Here is a 19,497-nt window from a genome sequence, read left to right on the forward strand (position 1 = left end):
AAATAGATACCAAAAACCCATTTTGGTTGCGTAAAACAGTATTTTCAACTTCCAATAATTGAAATAAATTCAAACTGTCAGTTTGTCATAAAACACAAATAAATTGTATCTTTGCACACTTATTGACTGCTATCAGTTTCGGTATATTATGGAGAAGATCATAGATGAAAATAAACAGGGTGAATCGCTCGCCCTAGAACAAAAAGAAAACAATAAACGCAAGCTTTTTATTGAAAGTTATGGATGTGCCATGAATTTTAGTGATAGTGAGATTGTGGCTTCTATCATGGCGGATCAAGGGTTTAACACGACGCAAAATTTAGAGGATGCCGATTTGGTTTTGGTAAACACCTGCTCTATACGAGATAAAGCGGAACAAACCGTACGTAAGCGTTTAGAAAAATACAATGCTGTAAAAAGAGAACATAACCCTAAAATGAAAGTAGGTGTTTTGGGATGTATGGCAGAGCGGTTAAAAACAAAATTTCTTGAAGAAGAAAAAATTGTAGACCTGGTTGTTGGTCCAGACGCTTATAAGGATTTACCTAATCTCTTAGCCGAAGTTGATGAAGGTCGCGATGCTATTAATGTTATTCTTTCTAAAGAAGAAACTTATGGTGATGTCTCTCCTGTACGTTTAAATACGAATGGCGTTACTGCCTTTGTTTCCATTACGCGTGGGTGTGATAACATGTGTACTTTTTGCGTGGTTCCTTTTACACGTGGGCGCGAGCGTAGTAGAGATCCACAAAGTATTCTTGAAGAAGTGAATAATTTATGGAATAGAGGCTTTAAAGAAATTACTTTGCTTGGTCAAAATGTAGACAGCTACCTTTGGTATGGTGGTGGATTAAAAAAAGATTTTGATAAAGCAAGTGAGATTCAAAAAGCTAGTGCTGTAAGCTTTTCTAACTTATTAGACCTTTGTGCCAAAACTCAACCAAAAATGCGTATTCGCTTCTCAACATCAAACCCACAAGATTTAACGTTGGATGTAATAGAGACTATGGCAAAACATACTAATATTTGTAATCATATTCACTTACCAGTACAAAGCGGAAGTGACCGCATTTTAAAGGAAATGAATCGTTTACATACACGCAAGGCATATTTTGATCTAATTGATAATATTCGTCGTATTATCCCAAATTGTGCTATTAGTCAGGATATGATTGTTGGATTTCCAACGGAGACAGAAGAAGATTTTCAAGATACCATTTCATTAATGAACTATGTAAAATATAATTTCGGTTATATGTTTACCTATTCAGAACGCCCTGGAACTATGGCTGAACGTAAAATGAAAGATGATGTGCCAGAGGAAATAAAAAAACGAAGACTGCAAGATATTGTCGATTTACAACGTGAACACAGTGAAATTAGAACCAAAGAACACCTCCATACGATTGTAGAAGTGTTAATTGAAAAAGAATCTAAAAAATCTAACTCGCAGTGGTCTGGACGTACATCGCAAAATATTGTAGCCGTATTTCCAAAGGAACATTATAAAATAGGTGATTTTGTAAATGTAGAAATAACAGACTGTACCAGTGCAACACTTATTGGTGAGGCTATTGCGTATTCTGAAAATAATTAAAGATAAATAGACAAAAAAAGCAAGACACTTATGCAGAAAGAAATAGCGATACAATCAAATTTAAAGTCTCGGTTCTTTTGTCTTGACTCTAAAATCTAAAAAATAAATGGAATCAATACAATCTATAAAACAACGTTTTGGCATTATTGGTAATACCCCTTCACTAAATCGTGCTATTGAAAAAGCGATTCAGGTAGCTCCTACCGATATTTCGGTTTTGGTTACTGGAGAAAGTGGCGTTGGGAAAGAAAGCATTCCGAAAATAATACATCAATTATCGCATAGAAAACATAATAAATACATCGCTGTAAACTGTGGTGCTATTCCCGAAGGAACTATTGACAGTGAACTTTTTGGACACGAAAAGGGTGCTTTTACAGGAGCGACACAAACCAGAGAAGGTTATTTTGAAGTAGCCGATGGTGGTACTATTTTTTTAGATGAAGTTGGAGAATTGCCATTAACTACTCAAGTACGTCTATTACGTGTTCTAGAAAATGGTGAGTTTTTAAAAGTTGGTTCCAGTAAAGTACAAAAAACGAATGTTCGTATTGTAGCAGCAACCAATGTAAATATGTTTGAAGCTATTGAAAAAGAAAAGTTTCGTGAAGATTTATATTATAGATTAAGCACAGTAGACATACATTTACCGCCATTACGCGAGCGACGAGAAGATATTCATTTATTGTTTAGAAAATTTGCTAGCGACTTTGCCCTTAAATATAAAATGCCAACTGTAAAACTAACAGACAATGCTATTCAAATATTAGCAAAACATCGTTGGAGTGGTAACATTCGTCAGCTTCGTAATATTGCAGAACAATTGTCAGTATTGGAACAAAACCGCACTATAACTGCTGCAACACTTCAAAGTTATTTACCTATTTCTGGCACTAATTTGCCTGCAGTTATTAAAACTTCAAAATCTGAAAGTGATTTTAGTAGTGAGCGCGAAATTTTGTATAAAGTCCTTTTTGATATGAAAAGCGACCTAAACGATTTGAAAAAGCTTACTATGGAGCTTATGAAAAATGATAATACTAAGGATGTTGAGAAAAATAACGAAAGTTTAATTCAAAAGATTTATGGGAATGATGACGAAGACGGTGCCAACTACGAAGAATCAATAGAAAGGAATGAAGTTATCTCTATTCCAGAGCATACATCTAATGATGTTGAAATAGTAAACATTCAAGACAAATATCATTTTGCCGAAGAGATTGAAGAAGAAGAAACCTTGTCGTTACATGACAAAGAATTAGAATTAATAAAAAAATCGCTGGAACGTCACAGCGGAAAGCGTAAATTAGCTGCTGCCGAACTCGGCATTAGTGAACGGACATTATATAGAAAGATAAAACAATATGATCTTTAAAAAATTGGCAGTAGCCAGTTGTAGTTTTCAGTCTAGATTACAACAAAACTACTAACCATTCGTTTTACAAATATTAGCTAAATGTCACAAACATACAGTTAAAATGTAATCGAAGTAAAAGCAAAAATTCAATACAATAAATGAAATACATAAAATATATCTTTTTATCAATAATTATCTCAACCTTTATAAGTTGTGGGGTTTATTCATTCACGGGAGCTTCCATTCCTGCAGATGTTAAAACATTTCAAGTGAATCGTTTTGAGAATACATCATTATTAATTGAACCTGGGTTAGAGTTACTTTTTCAAAACACACTTCAAGATTTAATACAAAATCAAACCAACCTGAACCTTGTTACCTCAAATGGAGACATCGTTTACGAAGGAGAGATTTCCAATTATAGAGTTTCTCCAACAACGGCAACCTCTGAAAATACAGCTGCTCAAAATAGGTTAACTATTGGTATAAAACTTCGTTTTTATAACAAAAAGAAACCAGAGGACGATCTAGAACAGAGTTTTTCATTTTTTTATGATTACCCAGCCAGTTCTCAACTTATTGGCTCACAAAAAACAACAGCTCATGACGAAATTTTTGAGCGCTTAACACAAGATATTTTTAATGCAACTTTAGCCAAATGGTAACCTAATGAACTCAACAGATTTCATAAACATATTACAGCATCCGCAAACCATAACACATCAACAAACTCGGGATGTCAAATCTGTTATCGATGAATTTCCTTATTTTCAATCGGCTCATGCGGTATATCTTAAAGGCTTAAAAAATGAAAGTAGTTTTAAATACAATCAAGAACTTAAAACGACTGCTGCTTACACAACAGACAGAAGTATTTTATTTGATTTTATCACATCGGAAGCGTTCATTCAAAATGAAATTTCACAGTTTATAAAACAAAACACAACACACCTAAAAGACATCGATGTTACTGTTGAAGATCTTTCGGTAAATAAAAGCATTAAAGTAGATCATGATTTAAAACAACAAATTAAAGACACTTTAGGTGTATTAGATCCTTCTTTGTTTCAACCCAAAGAAGCACGTCCTAAAAAAGCAGTAAACTTTGTTTTAGATCAATCTGAAACCATTGAAAAAACTACTACAGACGAAAAAACTACTACAGATGAAAAGGCTACTTCAGATGAAAAGATTACTTCAGAAACAAAAACACAGAAGGAGTCTGTTAACGACATATTAAATATTGGAAAGCCGCTTCAGTTTGATAAAAAAGAAACTCATTCTTTTAATCAATGGTTAAAATTAGCACATTATAAACCCATTGAAAGAGATAAAGATGAAAAAGATAAGGATGAAAAAAATGAGGATAAGACTCCAAAACCAGTAGAAGAAATATCTTCTGATGCTTTAAATAAAAGTAAAAAGTTTGAGCTTATTGATCAATTCATTACAAAAAACCCTAAAATAAACCCTTTTAAAGCCACAATTACAAAAGGGAATCTTGCAAAAGCGCAAATGATACAACCAGAAGCCTTAATGACTGAGACTTTAGCACGTATCTATGTAGAACAAAAAAACTACAAAAAAGCAATTCAATCTTATAAAATTTTAAGTTTGAAATATCCAGAAAAAAGTGGTTTCTTTGCAAACCAAATTAAGGCTGTAAAGCAATTAAAAGAACAAAATAATACAGAATAATGAGTACGTTTACAATATTTTTAGCATTAATTGTAGTAGTAGCATTTTTATTAATCGTAGTAATTATGGTGCAAAACCCTAAAGGAGGTGGATTATCATCATCTTTTGGTGGCGGTGGCACACAACAATTAGGAGGTGTAAAAAAGACCACTGACTTTTTAGATAAAAGTACATGGACTTTAGCAACCCTATTGTTAGTTTTAATATTAGCATCTAATATAGCCATTAACAGAGGATCGGAAAGTGTAGATTCTAAAGCTTTAGATCTAGATGCACCAACAACTGCTCCTGCTCCTTTACCAACTCCAGTACCATCAACTAATGATGCTGCAACTGCAACACCAGATGATTCTACAGGAGAATAAATTCACCTTATTAAAAGAAACAAAAAATGCCAACTTTAAAAGTTGGCATTTTTTGTTTCTGCAAGTTTGTCAGGTCTTGAGTATTGGCACATTTTTAGTATAACGCTTAAACGTTAAAACATAATTCAATTTAATAAAAAAATATAACAAATGGCATTAAACATTAAACCATTAGCAGATCGTGTTCTTATTGAGCCTGCTGCAGCCGAAACTACAACGGCATCAGGAATTATTATTCCAGATAACGCTAAAGAAAAACCACAAAAAGGTAACGTAGTTGCTGCAGGAAAAGGTACAAAAGATGAACCTATTACTGTAAAAGTTGGCGACACTGTTTTATACGGAAAATATGCTGGAACCGAACTTAAACTAGAAGGCAAGGATTATTTAATTATGCGTGAAAGCGACATTCTAGCAATTATTTAATTAATTGCTTTTTTCATTCCTGTAAAACCTGCCTTTTGGCAGCTACGAACGGGAATATCATCAAATAAAACTAAATTTCTATTAAATAGTTTCCCGTCTTCACGGGAATAAAAAATAAATCATATTATGGCAAAAGATATAAAATTTGATATTGAAGCACGTGACGGATTAAAACGCGGTGTTGATGCATTAGCCAATGCAGTAAAAGTAACTTTAGGTCCTAAAGGACGTAATGTAATTATAAGTAAATCTTTCGGAGCACCACAAGTAACTAAAGATGGTGTTACGGTAGCAAAAGAAATTGAGTTAGAAAACCCAGATGAAAACATGGGGGCTCAAATGGTAAAAGAAGTAGCTTCTAAAACCAACGATTTGGCGGGTGACGGTACAACAACCGCAACTGTTTTAGCACAAGCTATTGTAAAAGAAGGTTTAAAAAATGTTGCCGCTGGAGCGAATCCTATGGATTTAAAACGCGGTATTGACAAAGCTGTAAAAGCAATCACCGAAGATTTAGAAAAACAAGCTAAGCAAGTTGGTAACGCTACTGAAAAAATAAAGCAAGTTGCAGCTATATCTGCAAATAATGATGATACTATTGGAGAATTAATAGCTCAGGCATTTACTAAAGTTGGTAAAGAAGGTGTTATTACTGTTGAAGAAGCTAAAGGTATGGAAACATACGTTGATGTTGTTGAAGGTATGCAATTCGATAGAGGGTACTTATCTCCTTACTTCGTTACAGATGCAGATAAAATGATAGCCGATTTAGAAAATCCATACATTTTATTATTTGACAAAAAGATTTCTAACTTACAGGAAGTTCTTCCAATATTAGAACCAGTTGCACAATCTGGTCGTCCGTTATTAATTATTGCTGAAGATGTTGACGGACAAGCTTTAGCTACTTTAGTAGTAAACAAATTACGTGGAGGCCTTAAAATTGCTGCAGTAAAAGCACCAGGTTTTGGAGACAGACGTAAAGCCATGTTAGAAGATATTGCTATCTTAACTGGTGGTACTGTGATTTCTGAAGAAAGAGGATTTACTTTAGAGAATGCAGACTTAAGTATGTTAGGTACTGCTGAAACTGTAACGGTTGATAAAGACAATACAACTATTGTTAATGGTGCTGGTATTGCTAAAGACATTAAAGCTAGAGTAAACCAAATTAAAGCTCAAATTGAAACAACAACTAGTGATTACGATAAAGAAAAACTACAAGAACGCTTAGCTAAATTAGCTGGTGGTGTTGCTGTTCTTTACGTTGGTGCTGCTAGTGAAGTAGAGATGAAAGAGAAAAAAGACCGTGTTGATGATGCTTTACACGCAACCAGAGCTGCTGTAGAAGAAGGTATTGTTGCTGGTGGTGGTGTTGCTTTAGTAAGAGCAAAATCTGTATTAGAAAAAATAACTACTGAAAACCTTGATGAGGTTACTGGTATTCAAATTGTAGCACGTGCTATTGAGGCACCTTTACGTACTATTGTTGAAAACGCAGGTGGTGAAGGAAGTGTTGTAATAGCTAAAGTTTTAGAAGGTAAAAAAGACTTTGGTTACGATGCTAAATCTGAAGCTTATGTAGACATGCTTAAAGCTGGTATTATCGATCCTAAGAAAGTAACACGTATCGCATTAGAAAATGCTGCTTCTGTTGCAGGAATGATTCTTACTACCGAATGTGCTTTAATTGACATTAAAGAAGATGCTGGTCCTGCTATGCCTCCAATGGGTGGTGGCGGTATGCCAGGAATGATGTAAATCGAAATGGGTCGAAACTCTCGACACTCAAATTATATTAAAAAACGCCTCCATTTATTTTGAGGCGTTTTTTTTATGGAGTTCAATAATTTTCCATGCAAAATTAAATGCATCCAAAACCCAAAAAAGTCTCTATAAAACTGTCTGCTTATTTCTAGCCCGATTCACTAAAAAAACACCTTTGTTAATTAACCACAAAAAGAACTTAAAATATTTATTTTTATGAGGTATATAACAATCATCTTATCATAAAATACTTATTTTTACTTATAATGATTCCCCAAATCAAAAATTATTATGGACTGGATTAATGAGCTATTAAGGATTTTAAATGATAATGCTGGAGTAACTTTGATATTGTCGGCTTTAGGGTTCGGGTTTAATGAATGGGTAAAAACCAGAAATGCCAGCAAAATTGATCGCTTAAAGTTTAAAGCTGAGAATATTGATATAAAGGCACTTGAAAAGGAGAATGAACTTTATTTAATTTTTTCTAATTTTTGTTTATCTGATGATTTCTCCGAAGAAAACTGCATTGCTATTTATGAAAAAATACGAGGCCATATTATCGATAATGATCTGTTTTTAAGAGAAAAACTGAGCAAAGTTGGAGGTAAATTTGCCGACTACATCATTGAAGATGTTTCTAAGGGGTTAAAAGACTTGCACAAGGAAGAAGCGTTACTCAAAGAATTCAAAAAACTATACAGAGCTTGATTGTAAACATTAATAATAGTGATGTTGGCATCAATAATTTGTCTACATTAATACGAAAACTATCCTTCATTTTTAATTACGAAGGTAAAAACGTTCCAAATTGCGAATTCAAAATCACTGCTACCAAGTTGGATGCGGTATCTGCACTGGTTATTTTTAAAGCGTTTGATTTTGCTTCAAAATATTCATGCCTAGAATCACCAAAAGCAAATTTGAATAATATTTTAAAGTTATTTTCTATTTATGGTATTGAAAATTTGATGAAAAAATTAGTTAATCAAGAGGAAGCTGATGGGTTGTATAATAATTTAAAACCATCAAAAACAGCAGACTTTTTTATTGCCCCTCATCCAATAAACAGAGAAAGTTTTAAAAACAAACAAGATCTAGAAAATAAGTACACGCAGTTTATTGCTGATTACTATCAAAACATATGTCCAGAATTAGTGCAATATTTTAAAACATGCATTTGTGAAATAGCTTCTAATTTTTTATATCATGCTTTAGAGGATAATAATTCTATTTTAATGGCACAAGGCAACAAAAAAAAGATAGAAATTGTTTGTGTTGATAATTCAAAAGGAATACTTACAACACTTAATCCAGATAATAAAGATCATTTTCAAGTAATGAGAAGCGCTTTTCAAAGGGGTGTCACTTCTAAAAAAGATGAGTTCCATTGTGGCACTGGCTTATGGTATATAGAAAAAATCGCACAACAACTCAACGGCACTTTAAGAGTTTACTCCGAGGATATGTTATATGTTTTCAAGGATGGTAAGGTTTTTGTGAAAAAATCGCCATATTGGAAGGGTTCTATATTTTATTTAAAATTAAATATCTTAAAAAACACCAAAATTGACGATTTTTTTGCTAAATTTAACAATCCCAATAAGTTAGACCTGTTTAATACTCAATAGTTTATGGAAATTAATTTATCGAAATACGGAAAAATCATCTCAACAGATGATACTAGTAATACTATTTTAAGAGAAATAGAAGCCTCTCTTAAAAACAATGAGCCAATCGATATTAACGCATTGGATGTTGTAATATCGACAAAATCTGCTAGATTAATTTTCGGAATTTTGTATAAGAAATTATCTAAAATAAATTTCAATAGTAAAATTCATTTCAAAAACGCATCAACTACTTTTATGTTTGCTGTAAACGAAGGTATACTAACTGAATTATCAGATTAATTTAATCTTTTAAACCTCTTCATTTTATTTTCTCATACACTTTCTTCTAAATATATTTTAGGGTTATTGTAAAATATCTAAAATTTTTTAGGGCGAAACATCAATTCGATATCAGTTATAAAATACGCACTAACAAGCTTTTGAGTTAAATACTGTCTGTATTTTTTGAGTCTTACTCTTGTATACCATTGTTAGTAAAAGTATCTATTCTTTTGGTTCAAGAATATAGTTAACGTTACCATTATAGCGACCAGTGATTGTTCTACTTAATTCATCAACACACTCAAAAGTCAATTCGTAATAATCATTTTCACTTTTAGTTACTGTAATAGTTCCACTATTTATTCCTTTTTCTAAATTCTCCCCATCAGAGTCTTTATAAAAAACCGTAGCATCATCAAAAGACAAAGACGTTCCAGTTTGATTATACTCATAAATTCCAGTAGATAATTTATTTGGGGTAGGAGAATAAATCTCAAAATATATTCCTTCACCATTTCCAGTATAATCTTTTCCGTCAATAGTAAATTCACTCGAAAGGAAAGTCAAATCTATATTATACACCTCATTTATAGAGTCATCACTATAATCTTCTGAAATGCCATTTGCTAATTCAAATTCCACCTCTCCTATTCTCAAAAAACCAGATTGCTCTTCTATTCCTGAATCATCGCTACTGTTACAGCTAATTGTAATAATACTTAATAAAAGGATAATTAAATTAAATTTTCTCATTTTTAAAATTTTGATTTAGGGTTTTAAACTATTGAATTTTAATGCTTGTCGTTTATGTTTTTACTAACTACCACATAAACGTAATTGCATTTATTCTTCTTTCAAATATAATAGATCCAAATATAATAGCTTTAATACCAATTATCACTCAAAACTAAATAGATTTTGCAGTATTCTCTAAACTATTCTGTCTTGAAACAGGTTTACACAAAACAAAAAAGAGGCTATTTAAAAGGTGATGAACTTTGTCATAAGCAAAACGAAGCATTTTATTTGTCTAAAAATAAGAACATTATAATTTATAGAGATTATTCATAGCATTCAGAATGACACTTTTTAGACACCTTTTTTGGTCATTTTATTTACAATGTATAAACTAGACCTGTCTACTTAAACTTTCTTCTGTAAACCCATTATTAAATTTAATATTTTTTAATGTCTGACTTACCATAAGATTGTAACCACCTTCTGGATTTGGAGCAAACACCTCTCTTTTAGAAACGATTTTAACACCATTCATTTCTTTATTACAGCATTTAAAAAGATACTTTGTTTCAAACAAAAAGCCCAAACAAATGTTTAGGCTTTTAAATCTATTTTAGTAAAAACTGTCAACCTGTTTATTTTAGGACGACTCACTATCATGCTTAATGATCATGACCATGACCATCATCTTTTTTATGTTCCTCACCCTCTTTGTGATCGTCTTTAACAGCTTCATCTCTGTATTTACAACAAGGATGTACGCTAGCATAAGCTTCATCTGTAGCTTTTATTTCTTTAGTATCATGCCCCACCGAAACAACACTATTCTGTATCTTTTTTAAATCGGTTTTACGTTCATCAAAAATCAACTTTAATTCATGAGTTTTCACATCCCATACCGCAGACTTAACTCCTTTGGTATTTAAGCATGCTTTTTCAATACGGGTTTTACACATTAAGCAAACGCCATCTACTTCCATAGAAGCTCTTGCATTTTTATTTTGTGCAAATGATACTGTTGTTATTAATACGGTCAATACTACTATTATTTTTTTCATAATTTTAATTTTAGTTTCTATTTATGAGATTCCCTCCTTCGAAGGTATTTATATTTTAAATCGTAATCCAGTATAATACAGACTTCCAAAAATGGGACCATATACAAATGTGGTATCAAAATTCGCTCCAAAAGGATCATCAGCTCCTAAAACAGGATTAGACTGCCTTACATTCGTAACGTTTTCACCTCCTACATATACTTCAAATTTCCTAGAAAACACTTTTGTTATTTGCACATTTAATGTCGCCAATGCTGGTGTTTTGTCTGGCAATTGGTATGATACAGGATTTGTTACTGTAGACGAAAAACGTTGTTCTCCCAACCAATTAAATGTGGCATCAAATTTCCATTGTCCTTCATCACCATTACTCATATGAGTCTCATAAGATGCATTAGCAAACAAACGGTTTGTTGGCACCAATGGTTTAGATAACTTACCAGAATTATAATCTGTTTTAACATCGTAATACTTATAAGCCATTCGTAAATCGAAATCCTTAAATACATTATAATTAAGTTCTACTTGAAAACTATTTGCATAACTGTCCCCTTCTAAATTATAGAAACTTACTTCTTGCGGGGTTTCATAATCGACCACTACTTGATTCTTAAAATCGGTTTTATAATAATCTAAAGTAATATCTGCTTTTCTTCCAAAAAGATTGAATCCTTGTAAATAAGACACTCCGTAATTCCATGCTATTTCTGGGTCTAGTCCATAAACATTCCCTGTTGTGTTTACTATATTAATAGTTCTCGATGTTGAAAATAGTTGCTGATTTTCAGCAAAAATATTAGCACTCCGTTTTCCACGTCCAAAAGATACGCGCAGTGCAGATTTTTCCCAAGGTGTATAACGGGCATGTACGCGAGGTGTAACAAACGTGCCTAATAAATTATGATTATCAAGACGAACACCCGCCGTAACATTCAACTTATCCAAATTATCATAATTATATTCGAAAAAAGCACCAACAGATCTTTCTGTTCTTTCATAATCTGCCGTATTAACAAATTCATCATAATGATCGTAAGTATAACTCACACCTGTTTTAATTTTATGTCTGGAATCACTAATTATAGAATTATAAATAGCATTGGCATATAAACTATTATGGGTAATATCATATTGATTCAACCCAAAATAGGCATCTTGCTTATGGCTACTAAATGCTGTTTGAACGCCTAAACTTTGATAGGGAATCTCTGGATTTACATACCCTAATTTAGCCGATACTTCATAACGTCTCGTATCAATTTCGCTACCCCATGCATTTGTAGTTAACTTGTCTGTACTCGGATCGAAATCAAGCTCACCAGTTTCTTTTTCATCATTTAGAAACTTTAAATTTATAAAACTCACAAACCCTTTTTCGGCATTGGTGTATTGCCAACGGTTCATAACATTAATCTGATTATACTTAGGCATATCTAAAAACCCATCATCATTAACATCGTGTTCATTATTGTGCATGTTGCCGTGTAAATACAAACCTGTACTCCACCTATCGTTCACTTTAGTATTAACATGTGTATTTAACTCAAAACGTTCGCTTGAGGCGCCGTATAGATTTACAAACAACTTATTATCGGTTAATGGTTTTACCAGTTCTGCATTTATTTGTCCTGCGATACTTTCATAACCATTAACAACACTACCCGCGCCTTTAGTTATTTGAATACTCTCAACCCAGGTTCCTGGAATAAAACTCAAACCAAAAGCTTGTGAAGCCCCTCGAATGGATGGAATATTTTCAGTCGCAATTAAAATATACGGACTATTGAGTCCTAACATTTTTATTTGTCGTGTTCCCGTAACGGCATCGGCAAAATTCACATCAATAGAGGGATTGGTTTCAAAGCTCTCGGAGAGGTTACAACAGGCCGCTTTTAATAACTCATCACTACTCACTGTAAATACATTTGTAGCCTGCAAATACGACTTTGCGGTTGCTTGTTTTCTAGAGTTTATAGTAACTTCGTCTAAATTATCTGTAGGCTGCAACCAATGTCGTACTGGTTTAGGTGTTGTAATTGTTATCGTATCGGTTTTAAAACCCACATAACTAATTACCAATTGTGTATAACCGTTCTCATAAGGAATTGTAAACGTCCCGTCAATATCTGTTACTACGCCAACAGATGTATTTAGCCAATATACGTTAGCTCCTGGCAAGCCTATAGGCTCGTTTTTTTCGTTTGCTTCCATAATCACCCCACTAATTTTATCTTGAGACGACATGATAATTGGAAATATTAATAATATATAAAATATGTTTTTCATTTAATTGTAGGTCTTAACTAGCATGATAATTGCCATAACAATCATGATACTATTTTCAATAAACGTTGCCTTAGTCATTGGGAGTTTTAATGCGGTTCCTAAGCAAGCACATTGAATTGTTTTTTTATTTAAAAGTATTTTTATAACACCAATAGTTGTTATTCCTAAAATAACCAATGTGACTACTAAAGCGATTGGAATTTGAATACGCATTAAAAATAAGATCCCTAATGCTAACTCAATAAAAGGATATACCCAGCTATAAATAGGCATTACTTTAGCTAAGGGATCGTACATTTTAAAAGATTCTGGAAAGCCTTTTAAATCTAAAAGTTTAAAAAAGCTAAAAACAATGTAAAAAAGCCCCATAAAATCGAGCATAAAACTAGCACCATGCCATGGTCTGTAATTTAACAATACTGAAGCTATTGTAATATATCCAAAAATTAAGAACAGCGGAAATAACTGTTTTAACTCCGATTTTTTTCCTGCTGTCATATCAGAAGATGCCTGAACCTCATCAACTGAACTTGAAGCAGGCGTATGCTTTTCCGAAATTGTATATTTATCTGATAATGCTTTTTGCAATACGTCTATCGAAATATGATGTGACATTTCTATTGTTACCTGCGCTTTTTCTAAAGCTACTGTAGCATTTAAAACACCATCAATAGCATTAAGTTTGTCTTCTACCGAAGATTTGCAGCCATTACAGGTCATCCCTGTAACTGCATATATATGTTTCATTTTGATTGAAAATTTGAATTAATAAATTTTAAAAGATTCCCTTTTTCAAGGAAATAAAAAAATCTATTTATCAAATTATAAAAACTTGGTCTAGCACATGTATGTCGGTGACCAAATTAGGTGGAGAATAATCTTTGTGAGGCGTTATTTGCTTTGGTAGCGCTTTAAAAAGGCTAAAGTAAGCATATGTATAAGATGCGATGATTTGTTGCTCATCAAAATCTAAATCTTCGAATGAAGAAGGTTTTAATTCATTTTGACCTTCAATAACATCAACAACATCTTTACAACATGGTTTCTTTGTGATTTTTTCCAAAGCAATCTCGTAAGCTTCCATAGCACATTTATCTACTTCAGTAAAAACAGAGACATCGACTAAAACATCACCACAAAAATGTTTTTCAATAGTAAAAGATACTGTTGAAAACAAAACGAGTAATGCTAGAAGCATTGAAAAACTTTTATGTAATAATTCTTTTATCACAAAACAAAAATACAAAAAATAGAAGTTCCAGCCGTTTCTTTTATTAAATGATTAACACTTAGCTTTTAAGTCTGTGATAATAAAAAGCAGGTAATAATAAAAGTAAAATAACAGGTTGTATTAAAAACCGACGCACATTAAAAAACAGATAATAATCTTCCTGTCTTGGGTTAATAACGAAATATAAATAAATTAACAACAAAACAACATAAGCCAATATATAGATGACTGTTGAAAATTTAATGATGCTTTTATCTTTAAAAAACACGTATAAAATAGCCAATGAAATAATACTGTTTGCCAAATACCGTAAAGTTGTGAAGCTCACTAATTTTAAAACTTCACGTCTTGGACTATCAATATATAAGTAGTCGTTTTGAAAAAATGTTAAATAGGGATCGTAAAACAATTCATTTTCAAAAATCCGTATTAGAACAAGTAATGCGAATAAAATAAATAGTAATATGTATTTAATTAATTTAGACATTTTTCTTTTTTAGTTTAGAAAAACGATTCACCCAAAAAATCCATAGTAAAAACATCACACCATAAATAATTGTTGGAAAAACGACTGTATGTAAAATTTCTTTTTGCTCAGGATAATGATATAATGCTATAGTTAGTATTACAATCCGAATTAAATTAACCGTATAAATTAAAACACTACCAGAAAGTATATAGAAAAACGTTGTTTTTAATCGTCCAGAAAAAGCAATAACAAATGACATAAACAAAATAACAACACTTATAGAATTACAGCCTTCGATAACACGAGCTATATACTTGCCGCTTACAACAACTTTCATAGAGGGTTCATTGGGATGCGGCAACACTTGAGCATTATACCCTAGCGTGTTTAATAATGAGTTGCTTTGATTAGCTACCAAATGCGTTAAATAATCGGGATAAAACCTGGAACCATCAGAAGCATCTAAATACAGTTTATAAATCACAGAAAAAGATATATAAACCACTAAAAAAGTAAGGATAAACTTTATAACCGACTTGTATTTTAAAAAGAGTGTTTTCATTTAGAGGCACATACGATTTTTCATTGGTTATACATAACTAGCATAAGAGCGTTAATAAATTAATACTAAAAAACTCATTGAGCTTATTTCAAAAAAAAACGTTTAACTGGTTTATTAAGATTAAAATTATGCAAAACTGGATATCGAAATTACACCTTTTTAAATACTTTTGCCAAAACTTTTGAATTTATGATTTTTGAAACCCTGAAACCACAAGTAAAAACTATTGTTTTAAATACAGAAAAAACTGTAGACGAGCGTCTCTTAAACATCTGTGAACTACTTGAAACACATATAGAATATTATAATTGGGTTGGTTTTTATTTTAGAAATGGTACTAAAGAAGAATTGCATTTAGGGCCTTACGTGGGAGCACCAACAGACCACACCGTAATTCCTTTTGGTAAAGGTATTTGCGGACAGGTGGCTGTTAGTAATAAAAACTTTATAGTGCCAGATGTAGCAGCACAAGATAATTATATAGCCTGTAGTATTACTGTTAAAGCCGAAATTGTGATTCCAATTTTTGTAAATGGTGAAAATATTGGTCAAATTGATATTGATTCAAATACTCCTGATCCATTTACTCAAGCAGACGAACGTTTTTTAGAGTTTGTTTGTTCGCAAGTAGCAACACTTCTTTCGTAAACTCCAAAATTAAAACTCAAAACTCAATTATCAACCTACTTTAAATTCGATTATTAGCTCTTTTTATTAATGCATCGAAAAACAAAATGAGAAAAATTAAAAAAGTTAAAAGCCTAAGGTAAATTAAATTTGTTATCAATAAAGGTAAAATTACAAGTATCATAAAAATGGCACCTAGAATTTTATTTGTTTTCTTTTTTAAAATCATTAATAATATAAAACCGAATAAGTATATAAACGTTGAGTATCCATAGTAATAGAAATTAAAAATGTCTTCATAATTAAACGACCATCCAACTGTTTTATTAAAACCAAAGAAATTAATATCAGACACTCCCCAAGTAACAATATTAAAAATCACTAAAATTAGGTACAAATAAAGCATTCCATTTTCCAAATACCAGCTAACAGTCCTTTTAGGTTTTACTCTCATGACATAAAAATAGTATTATTTAGGGTTTTGGGATTTTATTTTTTTGGGATTTAAAAGTAGCTTGTTAACAACTTCTCTTTTTAGTTAAAAAATCTACCTCTTTTTTGTTAATTAGAAGCTTGTATTTTGAAGGAAATAAGTACTTTTGCATTTATTTAAAATTTTCAGCTTAAAACCCTGATAAACAACTATAATCTCATTCCAAAAATTAGGAATTAAAAATAACACATCGAAAATGAGCAACGAAAAAACCATTAAATCTGCATTAATCTCAGTATTTAGTAAAGACGGATTAGAACCTATTGTAAAAAAATTAAGTGAACAAGGTGTTACCATTTATTCTACTGGTGGTACTCAAAAATTCATAAATGATTTAGGTGTAGACGTGGTTCCTGTTGAAGATGTTACATCTTACCCTTCTATTCTTGGTGGTCGTGTAAAAACATTACACCCTAAAGTTTTTGGAGGTATTTTAAACAGACAAAATCATGATGGTGATATCGCAGAATTAACAGAATTCGAAATTCCTCAAATTGATGTGGTTATTGTTGATTTATATCCATTTGAAAAAACAGTTGCATCTGGTGCTAGTACCGAAGATATTATTGAAAAAATAGATATTGGTGGTATTTCTTTAATTCGTGCTGCTGCAAAAAACTATGCTGATGTTATTTGTGTATCATCAGTAGATGATTATGCTGAATTTTTAACTCTAATATCTGAAAATAACGGCACTATTTCTGAAGAAAACAGAAAACTTTTTGCTGGTAAAGCTTTTAATGTATCTTCTCATTACGATACAGCTATTTTTAACTACTTCAACAAAAATCATGATGAAGCTGCTTTAAAAATTAGCGAAACAAAAGGCAAAGTATTGCGTTATGGAGAAAACCCACACCAAAGAGGCTTTTTCTTCGGAAACTTTGATGAGTTATTCACTAAACTTCACGGTAAAGAATTAAGCTACAATAATCTTTTAGATGTTGATGCCGCTGTAAATTTAATAACTGAATTTAAAAACGATGCGCCAACTTTTGCTATTTTAAAACATAATAACGCTTGTGGTATAGCACAACGCGATACACTTCATCAAGCATATACTGATGCCTTAGCTGGAGATCCCGTTTCTGCATTTGGTGGTGTTTTAATTAGTAATAAAGAAATTGATGTGGCAACAGCAAACGACATTCACAAACTATTCTGTGAAGTTGTTATTGCGCCTTCTTTTTCAGCAGAAGCCTTAGCAATACTTCAAGGTAAAAAAAATCGGATCATACTAGTACTCCACGATATAGAATTACCAAAGATGAATGTTAGAAGTTGTCTAAACGGTGTATTACTTCAAGACAGAAATGCCATTACAGATACTATTGAAGGTTTAAAAAATGTTACAAACTCGAATCCAAACACTGATGAATTGGAAGATCTGATATTTGCTTCAAAAATTTGTAAACACACAAAATCTAATACCATCGTATTAGTAAAAAACAAACAGTTATATGCTAGTGGCACAGGACAAACAAGTCGTGTAGACGCCCTAGAACAGGCCATACATAAAGCAAATTCATTTAAATTTGATTTAAATGGTGCTGCCATGGCCAGCGATGCTTTTTTCCCTTTTCCAGACTGTGTTGAAATTGCAAAAAATGCTGGTGTAACTGCTGTTATTCAACCTGGTGGCTCTATAAAAGATCAATTAAGTATTGATTATTGTAATGAAAATGATCTGGCTATGGTATTTACTGGCACACGTCATTTTAAACATTAAAAATATTACGTTATTAGTCATCTAAAAATCAATGAAATCCGTATAATTGAATTATGCCTTTTTTTTAATGAAATTTGAATGGTCTTAAAACTTATATATTTATCAACTTTTATTACATTTACGGGATTCGTTTTTTAAACCACTTAAATTTTTAATAGCACATGGGCTTTTTTGACTTCTTAACCGAAGAAATTGCAATAGATTTAGGAACTGCAAATACTCTTATTATTCATAACGACAAAGTTGTTGTTGACGCACCTTCCATTGTTGCACGCGATAGAATTTCTGGAAAAATTATAGCTGTTGGTCAAGAAGCCAGTTTAATGCAAGGTAAAACTCATGAAAATATTAAAACCATTCGCCCTTTAAAAGATGGCGTTATTGCAGATTTTGATGCTTCTGAGCAAATGATAAGTATGTTTATCAAAAACATCCCTGCTTTAAAAAAGAAGTTTTTCACACCAGCACTTCGTATGGTTATATGTATTCCATCTGGAATTACAGAAGTAGAAATGCGTGCGGTAAAAGAAAGTGCAGAACGTGTAAATGGTAAAGAAGTGTACTTAATACACGAACCAATGGCAGCAGCTATTGGTATTGGAGTAGATATTATGCAACCTAAAGGAAATATGGTGGTAGATATAGGTGGTGGTACCACAGAAATTGCTGTGATTGCTCTTGGTGGTATTGTTTGTGATAAATCTGTTAAAATTGCAGGTGACGTTTTTACAAATGATATTGTTTATTATATGCGTACACAACACAACTTATATGTTGGAGAGCGTACCGCTGAAAAAATAAAAATACAAATAGGTTCCGCTACCGAAGATTTAGAATTACCTCCAGAAGATATGAGCGTTCAAGGTCGTGATTTATTAACTGGTAAACCTAAACAAGTCTCTATTTCGCATAGAGAAATCGCAAAAGCATTAGATAAATCCATTTTAAGAATTGAAGATGCTGTTATGGAAACGCTATCTCAAACACCTCCAGAATTAGCTGCAGACATATACAATACTGGTATTTATTTAGCTGGTGGTGGATCCATGTTAAGAGGTTTAGATAAACGTTTATCTCAAAAAACAGACCTTCCTGTTTATATAGCAGAAGATCCTTTACGTGCCGTTGTTAGAGGTACTGGTATCACACTTAAAAATTTACCTAAATACAAAAGTGTATTGATTAAATAGAGACACCCC

At 32.1% G+C, this 19,497-nt stretch carries 21 protein-coding genes; 13 read left to right on the forward strand and 8 right to left on the reverse strand.

What is annotated here, in order from left to right; genetic code table 11:
- Positions 1 to 148 precede the first annotated feature (148 nt).
- From miaB to Q4Q40_RS09635, 10 genes are all read left to right on the forward strand, one after another.
- Positions 149 to 1,597, forward strand: coding sequence for a tRNA (N6-isopentenyl adenosine(37)-C2)-methylthiotransferase MiaB (miaB, locus tag Q4Q40_RS09590; protein WP_303301577.1), 1,449 nt, complete (start codon positions 149 to 151; stop codon positions 1,595 to 1,597).
- A 106-nt stretch (positions 1,598 to 1,703) separates the two neighbouring features.
- Positions 1,704 to 2,972, forward strand: coding sequence for a sigma-54 interaction domain-containing protein (locus Q4Q40_RS09595; RefSeq protein WP_303301578.1), 1,269 nt, complete (start codon positions 1,704 to 1,706; stop codon positions 2,970 to 2,972).
- Between the two features lie 140 nt (positions 2,973 to 3,112).
- On the forward strand, positions 3,113 to 3,619 hold the full coding sequence (gene lptE, locus Q4Q40_RS09600) for an LPS assembly lipoprotein LptE (protein ID WP_303301579.1): 507 nt from the start codon (positions 3,113 to 3,115) through the stop codon (positions 3,617 to 3,619).
- Positions 3,620 to 3,623: 4 nt separating this feature from the next.
- The gene (locus Q4Q40_RS09605) at positions 3,624 to 4,652 is read left to right on the forward strand and encodes a DUF8458 domain-containing protein (RefSeq protein WP_303301580.1); all 1,029 of its coding nucleotides are present in this window, start codon (positions 3,624 to 3,626) and stop codon (positions 4,650 to 4,652) included.
- On the forward strand, positions 4,652 to 5,017 hold the full coding sequence (gene secG / locus Q4Q40_RS09610; RefSeq protein ID WP_303301581.1) for a preprotein translocase subunit SecG: 366 nt from the start codon (positions 4,652 to 4,654) through the stop codon (positions 5,015 to 5,017). Before Q4Q40_RS09605 ends, secG begins: the two co-directional genes overlap by 1 nt.
- 150 nt (positions 5,018 to 5,167) lie before the next feature.
- Positions 5,168 to 5,443 (forward strand): co-chaperone GroES, encoded by a 276-nt coding sequence (locus Q4Q40_RS09615; RefSeq protein ID WP_135877259.1) that lies wholly within the window; start codon positions 5,168 to 5,170, stop codon positions 5,441 to 5,443.
- Positions 5,444 to 5,569: 126 nt separating this feature from the next.
- Positions 5,570 to 7,204: a chaperonin GroEL gene (gene groL, locus Q4Q40_RS09620; protein ID WP_303301582.1), complete on the forward strand. Its 1,635-nt coding sequence runs from the start codon at positions 5,570 to 5,572 to the stop codon at positions 7,202 to 7,204.
- A gap of 297 nt (positions 7,205 to 7,501) precedes the next feature.
- The gene (locus tag Q4Q40_RS09625) at positions 7,502 to 7,921 is read left to right on the forward strand and encodes a hypothetical protein (protein WP_303301583.1); all 420 of its coding nucleotides are present in this window, start codon (positions 7,502 to 7,504) and stop codon (positions 7,919 to 7,921) included.
- Positions 7,918 to 8,841, forward strand: coding sequence for an ATP-binding protein (locus Q4Q40_RS09630; RefSeq protein WP_303301584.1), 924 nt, complete (start codon positions 7,918 to 7,920; stop codon positions 8,839 to 8,841). Before Q4Q40_RS09625 ends, Q4Q40_RS09630 begins: the two co-directional genes overlap by 4 nt.
- 3 nt (positions 8,842 to 8,844) lie before the next feature.
- Positions 8,845 to 9,123, forward strand: coding sequence for a hypothetical protein (locus Q4Q40_RS09635; RefSeq protein WP_303301585.1), 279 nt, complete (start codon positions 8,845 to 8,847; stop codon positions 9,121 to 9,123).
- A gap of 204 nt (positions 9,124 to 9,327) precedes the next feature.
- On the opposite strand, the gene Q4Q40_RS09640 is transcribed toward Q4Q40_RS09635, so the two are convergent.
- The 8 genes from Q4Q40_RS09640 to xrtF form a co-directional block, all read right to left on the reverse strand.
- A complete protein-coding gene (locus tag Q4Q40_RS09640) occupies positions 9,328 to 9,858 on the reverse strand; it encodes a hypothetical protein (RefSeq protein WP_303301586.1) in 531 nt (176 codons plus the stop codon).
- 376 nt (positions 9,859 to 10,234) lie between these two features.
- Positions 10,235 to 10,378, reverse strand: a complete 144-nt coding sequence (locus Q4Q40_RS09645; RefSeq protein ID WP_303301587.1) for a hypothetical protein — start codon at positions 10,376 to 10,378, stop codon at positions 10,235 to 10,237.
- A 127-nt stretch (positions 10,379 to 10,505) separates the two neighbouring features.
- The gene (locus Q4Q40_RS09650) at positions 10,506 to 10,901 is read right to left on the reverse strand and encodes a heavy-metal-associated domain-containing protein (protein ID WP_303301588.1); all 396 of its coding nucleotides are present in this window, start codon (positions 10,899 to 10,901) and stop codon (positions 10,506 to 10,508) included.
- A gap of 48 nt (positions 10,902 to 10,949) precedes the next feature.
- A complete protein-coding gene (locus tag Q4Q40_RS09655) occupies positions 10,950 to 13,187 on the reverse strand; it encodes a TonB-dependent receptor (RefSeq protein ID WP_303301589.1) in 2,238 nt (745 codons plus the stop codon).
- A complete protein-coding gene (locus tag Q4Q40_RS09660) occupies positions 13,188 to 13,934 on the reverse strand; it encodes a heavy-metal-associated domain-containing protein (protein WP_303301590.1) in 747 nt (248 codons plus the stop codon).
- A gap of 70 nt (positions 13,935 to 14,004) precedes the next feature.
- Entirely contained in the window at positions 14,005 to 14,385 is a 381-nt protein-coding gene (locus Q4Q40_RS09665) for an HYC_CC_PP family protein (RefSeq protein WP_303301591.1), read from the reverse strand.
- A 91-nt stretch (positions 14,386 to 14,476) separates the two neighbouring features.
- The gene (locus tag Q4Q40_RS09670; protein WP_303301592.1) at positions 14,477 to 14,905 is read right to left on the reverse strand and encodes an exosortase F system-associated membrane protein; all 429 of its coding nucleotides are present in this window, start codon (positions 14,903 to 14,905) and stop codon (positions 14,477 to 14,479) included.
- Positions 14,898 to 15,449 carry an exosortase family protein XrtF gene (xrtF, locus tag Q4Q40_RS09675; protein WP_303301593.1) on the reverse strand — a complete coding sequence of 184 codons (552 nt, stop codon included), beginning with the start codon at positions 15,447 to 15,449 and terminating at the stop codon, positions 14,898 to 14,900. The genes Q4Q40_RS09670 and xrtF overlap by 8 nt, the downstream gene beginning before the upstream one ends.
- Before the next feature lie 189 nt (positions 15,450 to 15,638).
- Here xrtF and Q4Q40_RS09680 point away from each other — a divergent pair, with 189 nt between their 5' ends.
- The 3 genes from Q4Q40_RS09680 to Q4Q40_RS09690 all read left to right on the forward strand — a co-directional run bounded on the left by Q4Q40_RS09680 (position 15,639) and on the right by Q4Q40_RS09690 (position 19,488).
- Complete coding sequence (locus tag Q4Q40_RS09680; protein WP_303301594.1) at positions 15,639 to 16,097, forward strand: GAF domain-containing protein; 459 nt, start codon at positions 15,639 to 15,641, stop codon at positions 16,095 to 16,097.
- Between the two features lie 668 nt (positions 16,098 to 16,765).
- Positions 16,766 to 18,298, forward strand: a complete 1,533-nt coding sequence (purH, locus tag Q4Q40_RS09685; RefSeq protein WP_303301595.1) for a bifunctional phosphoribosylaminoimidazolecarboxamide formyltransferase/IMP cyclohydrolase — start codon at positions 16,766 to 16,768, stop codon at positions 18,296 to 18,298.
- Between the two features lie 161 nt (positions 18,299 to 18,459).
- Positions 18,460 to 19,488, forward strand: a complete 1,029-nt coding sequence (locus Q4Q40_RS09690) for a rod shape-determining protein (protein ID WP_303301596.1) — start codon at positions 18,460 to 18,462, stop codon at positions 19,486 to 19,488.
- The last annotated feature ends 9 nt before the right edge of the window (positions 19,489 to 19,497 follow it).

The organism is Flavivirga jejuensis (assembly GCF_030540765.1).
GTDB lineage: Bacteria > Bacteroidota > Bacteroidia > Flavobacteriales > Flavobacteriaceae > Flavivirga > Flavivirga jejuensis.